The following is a 12771-nucleotide window of genomic DNA, read 5'->3' as shown; positions in this document are numbered from 1 at the left end:
GCATGAATCAAGAAACGGTATTGAACCAAACGAAAACAAAGCGGCGTCCGAATTGGTTTAAATTCGATGCCCGTGCCTATACGATGATCGGAGCGCTATTGTCCATTTGGGTGTTGTTTTCATTGCTGCATGAGCGCTTCTTGTCGCCAACGAATATATCAAATTTATTTTTGCAAATGTCGGTAACGTCTATTCTGGCTATCGGCATGGTGCTCGTTATCGTTGCCGGCCAGATTGATTTGTCGGTAGGCTCGCTTGTGGGGTTGACCGGGGGCATCGCAGCGATTCTAAACGTATGGTACGAATGGAACACAATTCCGGTTATTCTTGCTACTTTGGCCATCGGCGCTGCAATCGGCTTCATCCAGGGCTGGATCATTGCCTACCGGGCGGTTCCGGCGTTTATAGTTACCTTAGGCGGGATGCTTATCTTCCGGGGCATTTTGTTCGGGACGACAGGAAGTGTGACGATCGCTCCGCTGACGCCTTCCATGAAAGCGATTGGACAATCTTATGTAGGCGATCTGATTGGCTGGATTTTTGGCATTGCCGCTTTGGCGGTGGCTGGTTATTTGGTTATGCGCAAGCGTGCGGCTAGAGCGAAATTCGGGTTCGATGTCGAGCCTTTTGCGGTAAGCGTGCTGCGTTTGGGTGTCATTGGTGCGCTTGTCATCGGCTTCGTGTATTTGATGAACAGCTATAAGGGCATTCCTGTTCCCTTTGTCATGGTCATCGTATTGGCGCTCATTTTCACCTTCATATCGAAAAATACGACGTTCGGGCGTCAAGTATATGCTATCGGCGGAAATGCCGAGGCTGCGCGCCTATCAGGCATCAACATCAAGCGGCGCATTCTGCTGGTATTCGTTCTCTGTAATACGTTAGCTGCGATTGCTGCGCTTGTTCTGACCGCCCGACTGAATGCGGCAACGATGAGCTCCGGGCAAAACTATGAGCTGGATGCCATTGCGGCATGCGTAATCGGGGGAACAAGCCTGATGGGCGGTACCGGTACCATCGTCGGGGCCATTATTGGAGCGCTCGTCATGGCAAGCTTGGACAACGGCATGAGCTTAATGAATCTGGAGTCCTTTTGGCAGTATATTGTCAAAGGCGGCATTCTCATTCTCGCGGTGTATGTGGACATTTATACGAGGCAGCGGAAGAAGGTTTGAGTTTACAGCAAGTCAGCAAGAAGCTGGAGGACCAGGGAGGCGCATTTGGTAAATGCACCTCCCGTTACTTTGGATAATATAAAAATGTATAAGTTTGTTAGCTTATCCGTTCAAATAGTCCTCGCGCAATAGGCCGTAGTAATCTATATCCTCGTAGTTATCCCATTTCAAATAATGCTGCAAAAAAGTGCCTTCATACTTCATTCCCGCTTTTTTCATGACGCTGGATGAAGCGGGGTTCTTGCTCATTGCTGCCGCATGGATTTTGTGGAGTCCAAGCTCTTCGAAGCCGAATTGAATAATTCTCCGAACTCCCTCGGTTATAAATCCTTGATTCCAGTATGGCTTGCCCAGCCAATAGCCGAGTTCGGCTCTGTTGCTGCTTTTGTTAATCTGCATGCCAATCGATCCCATAAATGCTTCTTTCTCTTTGTGGATGACGGCAAAAGAGTAACCGTCTCCGTCGCCTGCAACCTCTGCGCGATGAAGAATAAAGCTGACGGCGCTGCCTTTAGGGTAGGGATAAGGGATGTTAAGAGTCGTCCGCGCTATCTCGTAGTCGTCGATTAAGAGCTCCAATGCGTCAGCATCTGTTTCCTCTAGCTGCCTCAGTATCAATCGATCTGTCGTTAATAACGTCATGATATCCCTCCTTTAGGTGAAATTTTATTTATTATAAACGAATCTTCGAGTAATAGTAAGTGAAAAGAAACGAGCAGTACAAAGATTTTCAATGTAGTTTAATAGGATATTTGGAAATAGGATGGCAAAATTCCATTATATTGAAGGTATCTGTGAGTTGCTGTCGAATATTAGCTGGTAATAAAGAATCATTTGTTATTAATGCGGCGGCGCTTCGCCAAGATTTCGATCCGTCTTTTAAGGGGTGTTTGTTGTGCTGATAAATGGTGCATTGCTTGTGTTGCCATGTGGTGAATGAAGACAGGCGGGTATCCCGATGTCTGTTAGCCACAGATTATGTGCTGAAATGAGGGAATGAACGATGAGGCTATTTGAACTGCTGTTGCTATTATCAAACGTCGAATTGCTTGCGCTGTCGATCTTGTGGAGAAGCAAATACAAGCTGCTATTTGCCACAAGCGGTGCAAGCGTTTTGCTGTTAATCATTCATTTATTAGTAGAAGGTTTGCGCGTCCAGCTTTTTTTTCCGTATTGCTATACGTTCGTTATGTTCACGATTTCGATCTACCGTTTTTTTAAGCAAACTCCTTCTCTTTCTAGGCATAAAGCATGGGTTGCTGCCGGGTACAGCTTGATCGCGCTCATGCTCGCTGCGACGGGGGCACTGATGTACCTATTCCCTCTATTCAAGCTTCCAGAGCCCACGGGAAACCTCAAGATTGGCACACAAACCTTCCATTTTATCGATGATAAGCGGGAAGAGCTATTCGCTGAAGCTCCGGGTGGAAAGCGGGAACTAATGGTCCAAATCTGGTATCCCGCGCAAAATACAATCGGAAAGCCTTATCCCTTTCTGCCCAATGCAAATCAGTTATTGAAGGTGGAGCCTCTATCGTCCACGATCGGCCTCCCTGAGATGTTCATGAGTTATCTGAAGCAAATCCCAACCCATTCCTACGCAAACGCCGAGGCCGCTAACTCGAGTGAGGCTTATCCATTGGTACTGCTAAATCATGGTTTCGGCATGTCGAAGATATACCAGACCTCCCAAGCCGAAAACCTCGCCAGCCACGGATATATCGTTGCTTCCATCGACCATACATACAGCACCTTCGGTACCGTTTTTCCAGACGGTACGTTGACCTCACTTCGAACCTACGAAGAACAGTTTACTGACAAGGAGTATCGTGACCTGGTAGGCAAAACCTGGACGGACGATGTTCTCTTCACGCTTGATCAGCTTGAGCGAATGAATGCGGGCGAAATCCCAAGCAAGCTTAAAGGCAAGATGGATCATAATCATATAGGTGTCTTCGGGCATTCCTTCGGTGGAGCTGCGTCGTACGACGCTACCTACGATCCCCGGATCAAAGCGGGCATTAATCTGGATGGATCGTTATATCGGACCGATCGAGCCGGCTCGTCAAAGCCATTTATGTATATGCTGGCAGAGCGAACCTTCGACCTTTATAACAAGGCCCGGCAGGATTACGTTTATAGCGATGAAGAGCTAGAAGAGATGGGGGCAAATGACCGGGAAGTATTTGAGGAACAACTTCAGGAAGTTAAAGTAGAAGGCCAGCATTTCGCTAACACGGCCAAGAATGGCGGACAAGTTGTATACATCGAGAACTCCGAGCACTATAACTTTACGGATATGCAGTTGCTTAGCCCTCTTTTTCGGTTCATAAATTTAGCAGGCTCGATCTCACCAGCACGCGCCACTTCCATCGTGAATGCGTATACGCTGGATTTCTTCAACAAATATTTGAAGAACCAAGGCGGGAGGTTGGTTGAGGGACCAACTGGCGATTATCCTGAGGTGAAGTTCGGAACAACGTTATTTGCGGAGGGCAATCTCCATTAATAGATGTCTGGAAAACATGGTAAATGAAAACCAGTTTTCAAAAAAGGGCAGACTCCGCCAATTATAGAAATACGTCACGAATATTTGCTTATTCGCAAGGTTACACCAGAGGATGAATCGTAACTCGGATGGAATGGGACGAGAGCCGCCAAAAATGGGCAACCGACACGCATGCAGGAACAGAAGGGGCGAGTTTTCGCTCCTTTTTTTTGTTGCTTTGCTGCACGCTGCTCTTCTTAACCTCCGGAGGCTTTCACTCCCACACCTCGACGGGACAATGCCCTTTCATTCCTTGAATAAGCCTTTCCAGAGGGTGGTGACCGGTATTCAGAGCTCGACCTGGTTCGTAAGCTTCAGTGCTACGTGCTAAGGCAACCTGAAAATCCATTTGCGAATCATACTGATTGCAACAACAGTAAACCAGATGGAGTCGTCTTACAATATTGTAAGGTAGATGCAAGGCAAATCGATAGCTTAGGCCAGCCTGGCAGGATAATATTAGAAAAACGAAAATAGAAATGTTTCAAAAGGAGAATCGAGATGAGGCTGCTTGAACTATTGCTTTTTTTGTCAAACATCGGCTTGTTTGCATTAACAGTCCTATTAAAAAAAGGACGGCGTGAAATTCCAATATTCGTTGCAAGCGGGATTGCCACACTTTTACTGGTCATTCATTGGACGGTGGAAGGATACAGAGTTCAGCTATTTTTCGCATATGGCATAACGATCATTTTTTTAGCCACTTCCGGTTATCGCTATTTTAAAAAGAACGGCCCCCAAAAAATCCCGCGATTCCTATTGGGTACAGCCAATACCGCTATAGCGATAATGCTGGTCGCAACAGCGGGTCTTATGTATGCTTTTCCTGTATTTAAACTACCTGAACCGACAGGCGAATTTAAGGTAGGAACGCAAACTTTTCATTTCGTGGATCCAAAGAGGGAAGAGATTTTCGGCGATGCCAGTGAGGGTAAGAGAGAATTGATGGTTCAGGTATGGTATCCGGCTCAAGCGGGAACCGGCAAGTACGCTCCCTTTATTCCCGATACCCGGATTTTAAGTTATATGGCCGCGAACTATGGCCTTCCCGGGTTTACTTTTCAACACCTGAAGTACGTATCCAGTCATGCTTATTCGGAGGCTGAAGTCTCTTCGGCACAGACTTCATACCCGCTGATCCTTGCGAATCCCGGGTTCGGCTCTTCCAGGTTCCTCCATACGTCGCAAGCCGAAAATCTCGCGAGTCACGGATATATCGTGGCAGTGATCGACCACACCTACAATACATTTGCAACCGAGTTTCCGGACGGTCGAATCACGACCAGCACAACCAGCGATTTATTCTCGCCCGACCATGATTACCGGACGGAAAGCGGAAATCGCGACAAGTTGGGAAAAGTTTTAACCGACGATGTGGCGTTAGCGCTGGACCAATTCGAGCTCATCCAATCGGGGCAGATTCCAAGTCATCTAAAAGGGAAGATTGATCTCGGCCATGTCGGGGTGTTTGGTCATTCTATCGGCGGAGCGACGGCCTATGACGCTTCTTACGATCCGCGAATCGCGGTTGGAATAGACTTAGACGGAGCGCTTTATCGACTGCGTGAGAGAGAGGCTCTGCGTAAGCCGTTCATGTTCATGAACTCGGAAAGCGAATTCGAAAGATTAAAGCTGGTGAAGGATAACCATGTCTACACGGATGCAGAGCTTAACCGTATGGGCAACACAAGAGAGTGGATGGATCAAGTAACAGAAGACAAAAAGGTCGAGTTTGAACGAATGCGCGAAACGGTTGCCGCAGGGGGACAATTCCTCTATATCGAGAATACGGAGCATTTGAATTTTACCGACGTACAGTTCATTTCTCCGATTTTTAAAATGCTGGGTGTTACAGGAAAGACTGCACCCGATAGAGTAAACTCCGTTATCAATGCCTATATGCTGGATTTCTTCGATATTTATCTAAAAAATCAAGGCGGAAACTTAATGAAAGGACCGGATAGCCGCTTTCCGGAGGTGAAGCTCGTAACCTCATTATTATAAATGATGGTACAGGAACAGAAAAATACTTTGCGCTACCTTGAACGATAGTTGAACAAGAGCAGGTTGCTACGGCGACTGCTCTTTTTTTCGTTAAGCTAACAGACCGCTTAGTTGCAATTATGTTAATATTATGGGTGAATATTGTTTGTTATCAGAATGATGCTAAGGGATAGAAACGAGGGTGCTTGATGAGAAAAAGTAATATTAAGCTGCTCATCGCTCTGGTAGGTGTACTCTTTCTTGCTTCATGTACGTTGAGGGTGCAAAAAACGCTCTCGGACGAAGCGGTGATCCAGGTGGTGAAAGCAGATTGCTCGATATGGTGCCTAGATAATAAAGATCTTATTATTGAAGTGAGTGGATATGACGAGAGAGGCCATGTCATGGTTGGAGTATGGACGGAAGCAATAATCAGTCTGAAGCTGGATATCACGTGGATCCCGTAACGGGAGAAATTACGAGAAAATATATTTTAAACGGTGAGTTGGAATCCATTGAAAATGGTGTGAAAGCATCTGCTTCCCAAATTACCGACGTTACTTTTTCCAAAATGAATGATCTAAGTCACAGCAATGGAACATCGAAGCTATTAAGTGTAACCACGGATCTGAAAGAGATTGCAAAATATCGGGGGAGTTTGATTGCGTTGTTCGGTAATCCTATTCAAGAAACGGTAAACTCCGAAAATGCCTTTGATTATGTGATTCAAGCTCAAAGAAGCGACGGCAGCAAATGGATCATAACGGCTTATCAAGGTCCATCAGGCTTTGCAATCGGTGGCACAGGGGAGATCGAGTTGAGTCATGAATTAGCCTATATACTTAAGGAAAGGCTTTCAGCGACGGCTCCTTCTGATTTTGAGAAAAGAGATATTAGATATGTCGACTCGGGAGATACTTATATCTATGGTTGTCGGAACGGTGAGTGCTATGTGGAATAACATGCCCTAAGTGCGAATTAAAGGCCAAATACAAATCTTAGAGGTAGTTAAAATGCTCAATACAGGAAGGATGCCTGAGCTGACAGAACAAAATAGATAAACTATAAAGCGGCAGACCAGAAATGGGTCTGCCGCTTTATTTTAATTAGTTCAGAATTTCATTGGCTACAATATGGGGGCTTGACCAGAGAGAGGCTTATTTCTTGAAAAAGCTGTTGAAGATCTCTGCCGTTTTCTTCTGGTCAGGCGTAATGGAGAAGAGAACAAAATCTCCGTTTCGGATGATTTGATAGTTTTGGGCTTGCTCGTATTGGTCCTGCAAATAGGACTCGAATGCCTTTTGCACGGCTTCGGCACGCTTCTTGAAGCCGGCTTCGACGTCTGCAAAGTTTTTGTCCGATTTCATCTGGACGACCGAAAACTCGCCAGCTTGGATCATCATTTGAGGCTGCTTAAAGATGCCGTCGACCAGAAGCGCTTCCTCGTCAATGCCGTAGATGTCTTTGACTTGCTCGCCTTCAACGGTTTGCAGCGGCCCTAGTCCTGCGTCGCTTGCAAGCTTAGCCGCGATATCGGCTACCGTAACTTCATTTGACGGATTTTCCGGATCGGGCTTCGTCGTCGGCTTCGGCGAAGGCGATGGAGTCGCAATCGGCAAAATAGAAGGTTGAGGCGTTGCAGTTGGTTTGGCAGTAGGCTTTGCTGTTGCAGTTGGCTTTGATGATGGCAGTACGATAACCGGAGGCTTGGTAGGCTTCGCCGTCGCTGTCGGTTTTATCGTTGGTGTCGGTTTAGGCTTTTTTGTTGGTTTGGCTGTAGCTTCTCCCGCCTGATCTGGTTTTTCTGCCGGCGCTGTGGTTTCATCAGGCTTCACTGTGGCAGGCTCGGCTGTTTCAGCGGGCGCATCGGTGGCTAGAGGTTCAGCAGTGACAGCGGGCTCTTCCGAAATTTCCGGTTCATCCGTTGCAGCGGATTCCACAGGCGCGTCGGTTGGAGAAACGCTGTTCGTAGCGCTGGACGGGTTACCTCCTGCGGCTACTTCGCTTTTTCCGTTGCTGCATCCAGCCGCAATAACGGTGAGCGCGATGGCAAGCAAGGCGAAGATAATATATTTATTTATAGACATAAACATTCATGATTCTCCTCTAATCATAGTTGCAAAACTAGACGTATTTCTAGGACGGAAAGTTGCTTTCCTATTAATTATCCTATACTTCGCACGAAATAAATACGAAAATCGGCTTATTTCCAGAAAATAGTCTTTTTGTCCTAGTTATTATCCGGTTTTAGGTCTTCCGTGTTTGAGAGGGCGTCATGCCTTTATATTGCTTGTACAGTTTTGTAAAATAGTTCGGATTTTCGCAGCCGACCATGGCTGCAATCTCCGTAATCGTCTGGCTGCTCTCGCGAAGCAGCCGTTCGGCTTCATTCATTCGGCTGACGTTGACATATTCAACGAACGTGCGACCGGTCAGTTTTTTGAACAGCTTGCAAAAATGATAGGGATTTAGGCTTACTTGCTTGGCTGCTTGCGTAATGGATAGCTTCTCGGCAAAATCCGACTCAATGCGCTGAATGAGCTGCTTGAAGCGGTCCCGGTTGACGAAATAAGGCTCCGCCGATTTGCCTGCGAGCTGCTTTTGCATAAAAGTGCGGGAGAGCAAGGTGAAGAACGCGTGCAGCTTGGATTTCACGACGAGCTGGTAGGCAGGCGGTTTGGCATCTAGCTCTACAATCGCTTCGTCGAGCAGCGGATAGTAGCTCGCGCATGCTTCATCCTGTTCAGCAGGCATGACCGGAAAGTGAAGCCGGCCTTCCAGATAGGGCGCAACAAACTGGGCATGCACGGGATCATGGACCCAGTCATTGAAGAGAGAAGCGTTCAAGACGACGCAATCATAATAAACATTTTCATGATGCAGGGCATAGCCTACGTGCAAGCCCCCGCCTGGGATAATGAGCACATCGCCGGCTCGCACCAGATAAGGGCGGCTGTCGATATGGAACATGGCGCTGCCTTCCCGCATGACGATGATCTCAAAATGCTCATGCCAATGAAGATAAAGAATGCAGTCATTAGGCTTAGCCTCATGACAGCGGTTTCTAAATAGTTGAAACGGATACGTTTTATGCTCAAGCCGGGTATTTTCCCAGAGCTCCCTCGGATAGGTCATTCCGTGCTTCACCACCACAAGATTAGACTAGTATTGCGCAAGATTGTATAGAGTCATATGCATAACTCCTAGCTATAATGGAGTTGTTAAGAACACTATAAGCCAATATTGGAGTGATATACAAGGATGAATCAACAATTGCGAATCGGAACGCTTGTAGGCGGAGGGAATGCGGACCATGTCATTCCACAAATCGTAGGGCATGGCTTCGAATCGTTTAACCTAACTTTCTGGCAGACGACGGGCGACACGGATCTTGTGGAGATGGCCAAGCGGGTAAAGGCGCTTGCAGAGGAGCATGATTTTGTTGTTCCGGCCGTAAGCATATTCGGAAATCCGCTTACTGGCGAAGGCAATAATGCCGACACGCTGGCGAGCTGGGAACGCCTAATCGACCATGCCCATTTATTTGGAGCTGATATTGTATCCGGTTTCACAGGGCGGTTGACGGATCAATCAATTGACGAGTCGATTCCTAAATTCAAGGAAGTGTTCGGGGAGCTTACGCGCAGAGCTGCCGATAAAGGGGTGCGGATCGCTTTTGAAAATTGTGATATGGGCGGCACTTGGCAGACAGGAGATTGGAACATTGCGCATAATCCTACAGCTTGGGAGCTTATGTTCAACGCGGTGCCGGAGGACAATATCGGCTTGGAGTGGGAACCTTGCCATCAGATGGTCAGCTTGATTGATCCGATTCCGCAGCTTCGCAAATGGGCGAGCAAAGTATTCCATGTGCACGGTAAAGATGCGACGATTGCATGGGATATTGTCAAGGAGCATGGCGTTCACGGCAAGCAGCCGTTTGTCTGGCATCGCACGCCAGGTTTTGGCGATACCAACTGGTCGGATATTATCACGATTTTAAGACAAAACAACTATAAAGGCACCATTGATATCGAAGGCTGGCATGATCCGGTCTACAAGGACGAGCTGGAAATGACTGGGCAGGTTCATGCTTTGAATTATTTGAAGCGCTGCCGCGGCGGGAACTTTGTTCCTAACCCCGTCTAAAGGCAAAATGTAAAAACGAGGAGTGAGAAGGATGACGATCAAGCATCGAGTAGTCGTCGCCGGCTGCGGCGGCATGGCCAATACATGGGTCGATTATGCTAAGGAAAGACCGGATACAGAAATTGTCGGGCTTGTCGATATTAAAGAAGAATTTGCGCAGGCCATGGCGATGCGCAAGGAATTAACCTGTCCTACCTTTACAGACCTTAGGCAGGCCATTAAGGAAACTGGGGCAACGATGGTGTTTGACGTAACGATACCGGCAAGTCATTATGCTATCAGCACCTCTGCCTTGGAGCTTGGCTGTCATGTGTTTGGCGAGAAGCCGCTTGCTGAAACGATGAGCGATTGCAATGCGATTGTACGAATGGCGGAGGAAACGGGACGGACACATGCCGTTATGCAAAATCGCAGATTTGATCCGCGCATTCGCGCCTTCCGCGAGCTGATTGCGAATGATACGATCGGAAAGCCGGGCTTTGTCGGAGCGGACTTTTTCTTAGGCGCTCATTTCGGGGGGTTCCGTGACGCGATGGAGAGCCCGCTGCTGCTGGATATGGCGATTCATACCTTTGATCAGGCCAGATTTATTTCCGGGGCTAATCCCGTATCCGTGTATTGCCACGAATACAATCCTCCCGGCTCATGGTACGCCGGTAATGCGATGGCCATCTGTATTTATGAAATGTCGGACGGCTCCGTCTTTAATTACCGCGGTTCCTGGTGCGCGGAGGGGGCAATAACCTCATGGGAAGCTGCTTGGCGGGTAACTGGCGAGCGCGGGACGGCGATATGGGACGGTCATGGCAATCCCTATGCCGAGATTGTTGCTGCTGGTGACCAAACTGGCAAATTCATTCGTGACTACGAGCGCGTAGAAACAGAGCTTCCCGAAATGGCGAATACGTTCCACAAAGGCTGCCTGGATGACATGTTTGCAGCGCTTGATGAAGGCCGCGAGCCGGAAACGGCTTGCAGTGATAACATTTACAGCATGGCGATGGTGCTGGCTGCGCTGGAAAGCGCAAAGTCGGGACAAAAAGTACAGATTGCTGACTTTATGAAGGCAGCGTCGAAATAGGCAACCTAAAGAGGACGTCCAGGTGCAGCTTGCTGCAGGGACGTCCTCTTTTTGCATGTATTGCTTAATCCATCGAGATAGAATCACTTACTCACTGAAAAGGGAAACGGTGTGGTTTAGCTCTTTCACTTGTCTCGTTAAGAGATTGGAGGAGGCTGCCACCTGTTCAAGAGCAGCTACCTGCTCCTGTTCCATAGCGGAGATGTCGTCCATATCCTGCTTGATGCGATCAGCGCGCAGCTCTACTTGTTTAACGAGCATATGGATGCGCTCCATGCGTTCGCCGCCGTGGTTCATTTCTTCCGTAATCGTTTGAATTTCAGCTTGCACCAAAGAGCTGGCTGCGTGTATGGATTGGTATCCTTGCTGCGCTTGAACGGCTACCTGCTCGCCTACAAACAGCTGTTTGACGCTTTCCTGCATACGATCTTGAATGAGATTGACGGTAACGCGTACGCTGCCCATCTTTTCGTGGATTTGGGTCGAGATGGCTGCGGTTTGTTCGGCGAGCTGCTTGACTCTGCCAGCAATGACAGCAAAGCCGCTCCCCTGCTCGGCTGCCCTTCGTGCTTCAATGGATGCATTGAGTGCGAGAATATGGGTCTCGTTAGAAATTTGCCGAATCTGATGCAGCATCGCTTCCATTTCTTTGGCAAGCAGGTGCAGCTGTTTGGCGTCTTGGTCGACATGAGTAACGGTTGTGGTGAGCAGGGTGAATTGTGCCATAAACTGCTCAAGCTGTTCGTTTCCTTCTTTGGCAATGTGAACGGAATGAACAGCCTGCTTGTTGATTTGATACGAATTGGTTGTAATCGTCTGGAAAAGACGCACGAGCTCATCAAATTCCCTCACCGACATTTGTACATATTCATCATGCTCATTTAATGCTTGAGAAACCTTTTGTGTTGCTGCGGCTATTGCTTTTCCAGATTGCTTATTATCGCCTAGCCCAACGTCCATGTGATGAGAGGAAGTGACAACCTGCCGATTGGTTTCACGGACTCTGTCAATAATGGTTCGCAGCGTGGCAAACATGAGGTTAAAGGAATCGCAAAGCTTTCCGATTTCATCACGGCTGCTGCTATGCACGGCATTTACCGATAAGTTTCCTGCTGCCAATTGGGCTACATTCAAACTTAATCTGCGAATCGGGATTGCGATTTCATTCGAGATTAGCCAGGCAATAGCGAGCGAGGCGCCAATAACGACTGCAAAAACAGCTGTAAATATAAGCATATTTTGCTTGAAACGAGCAGCAATCCGATCTTTCTCAGCTGCATTGACGATTAGCTTTGTGTGAACAAGCTGCTGTAAATCTTGCTCGACTAGGCTTGTAATCTGAACGATAGATTCGTAGGTAGATTTCTGCTCATCGACAGTCGCTTTGGATTGAATTTGCATATTTAGTTTGTTTAATTGCGTATGCAGCGAACTTACCGTTTTATGAAGGGATTCAAATCTCTCTAGCGTAAGAGGCGCGATCTCCGCGTGCTCCAAGCTGCGCAATTGCAGTTCCAGCTGACTCAGGATAGCGGGATGTCGACTCTCTTTGAAGGATTGCCTGCCATTCACGATTCGCTCAATCTCAGAGTTGAAATCGGATGAAAGCGAGCCGGTCAGCTCGTTTGCTTTCAACGTAGAAACAAGCATGAAATCATACGTATGCCTATCATTGTTGAATACGTACATCTGCGTACCGCTCACCCCGCCCATCATAAAGAGAAGGAGAAGAAAAGCGACAATGAGCTTTCTGCGGATAGACTGGTTCCGATACCAGCTGAATACGGTCATGTGTAAAACCTCCCTGGGAAATAATTACTATAAATGTTAAGGGA

11 protein-coding genes are annotated in these 12771 nt (G+C 47.6%); 7 read left to right on the top strand and 4 right to left on the bottom strand.

Annotated features, from left to right (window positions below):
* Positions 1-2 precede the first annotated feature (2 nt).
* The gene (locus tag FJQ58_RS09150; protein ID WP_139992590.1) at positions 3-1175 is read left to right on the top strand and encodes a sugar ABC transporter permease; all 1173 of its coding nucleotides are present in this window, start codon (positions 3-5) and stop codon (positions 1173-1175) included.
* Positions 1176-1277: 102 nt separating this feature from the next.
* On the opposite strand, the gene FJQ58_RS09145 is transcribed toward FJQ58_RS09150, so the two are convergent.
* A complete protein-coding gene (locus FJQ58_RS09145) occupies positions 1278-1817 on the bottom strand; it encodes a GNAT family N-acetyltransferase (protein ID WP_238403921.1) in 540 nt (179 codons plus the stop codon).
* A 361-nt stretch (positions 1818-2178) separates the two neighbouring features.
* Here FJQ58_RS09145 and FJQ58_RS09140 point away from each other — a divergent pair, with 361 nt between their 5' ends.
* From FJQ58_RS09140 to FJQ58_RS09125, 4 genes are all read left to right on the top strand, one after another.
* Positions 2179-3684: an alpha/beta hydrolase family protein gene (locus FJQ58_RS09140; RefSeq protein WP_139992537.1), complete on the top strand. Its 1506-nt coding sequence runs from the start codon at positions 2179-2181 to the stop codon at positions 3682-3684.
* Between the two features lie 540 nt (positions 3685-4224).
* A complete protein-coding gene (locus tag FJQ58_RS09135) occupies positions 4225-5727 on the top strand; it encodes an alpha/beta hydrolase family protein (RefSeq protein WP_139992535.1) in 1503 nt (500 codons plus the stop codon).
* 188 nt (positions 5728-5915) lie between these two features.
* Positions 5916-6173 (top strand): hypothetical protein, encoded by a 258-nt coding sequence (locus FJQ58_RS09130; protein WP_139992533.1) that lies wholly within the window; start codon positions 5916-5918, stop codon positions 6171-6173.
* On the top strand, positions 6161-6667 hold the full coding sequence (locus tag FJQ58_RS09125) for a hypothetical protein (RefSeq protein ID WP_139992531.1): 507 nt from the start codon (positions 6161-6163) through the stop codon (positions 6665-6667). Before FJQ58_RS09130 ends, FJQ58_RS09125 begins: the two co-directional genes overlap by 13 nt.
* A 196-nt stretch (positions 6668-6863) precedes the next feature.
* Here FJQ58_RS09125 and FJQ58_RS09120 read toward each other — a convergent pair whose 3' ends face one another.
* Together FJQ58_RS09120 and FJQ58_RS09115 are read right to left on the bottom strand one after the other, a co-directional pair.
* Positions 6864-7799, bottom strand: coding sequence for a DUF4358 domain-containing protein (locus tag FJQ58_RS09120; RefSeq protein ID WP_139992529.1), 936 nt, complete (start codon positions 7797-7799; stop codon positions 6864-6866).
* Between the two features lie 154 nt (positions 7800-7953).
* Positions 7954-8841, bottom strand: coding sequence for a helix-turn-helix transcriptional regulator (locus FJQ58_RS09115; RefSeq protein WP_139992527.1), 888 nt, complete (start codon positions 8839-8841; stop codon positions 7954-7956).
* Between the two features lie 126 nt (positions 8842-8967).
* On the opposite strand from FJQ58_RS09115, the gene FJQ58_RS09110 reads away from it, so the two are divergent.
* Together FJQ58_RS09110 and FJQ58_RS09105 are read left to right on the top strand one after the other, a co-directional pair.
* A complete protein-coding gene (locus FJQ58_RS09110) occupies positions 8968-9855 on the top strand; it encodes a sugar phosphate isomerase/epimerase family protein (RefSeq protein ID WP_139992525.1) in 888 nt (295 codons plus the stop codon).
* A 31-nt stretch (positions 9856-9886) separates the two neighbouring features.
* The gene (locus FJQ58_RS09105; protein WP_139992523.1) at positions 9887-10936 is read left to right on the top strand and encodes a Gfo/Idh/MocA family protein; all 1050 of its coding nucleotides are present in this window, start codon (positions 9887-9889) and stop codon (positions 10934-10936) included.
* 87 nt (positions 10937-11023) lie between these two features.
* On the opposite strand, the gene FJQ58_RS09100 is transcribed toward FJQ58_RS09105, so the two are convergent.
* Positions 11024-12727, bottom strand: a complete 1704-nt coding sequence (locus FJQ58_RS09100; RefSeq protein ID WP_139992521.1) for a methyl-accepting chemotaxis protein — start codon at positions 12725-12727, stop codon at positions 11024-11026.
* Positions 12728-12771 lie beyond the last annotated feature (44 nt).

The sequence above is a fragment of the Paenibacillus paridis genome (genome assembly GCF_006345825.1).
GTDB lineage: Bacteria > Bacillota > Bacilli > Paenibacillales > Paenibacillaceae > Pristimantibacillus > Pristimantibacillus paridis.
The sequence above is the reverse complement of the archived record's forward strand: the minus strand, read 5'-3'. Positions and strand labels throughout refer to the sequence as shown.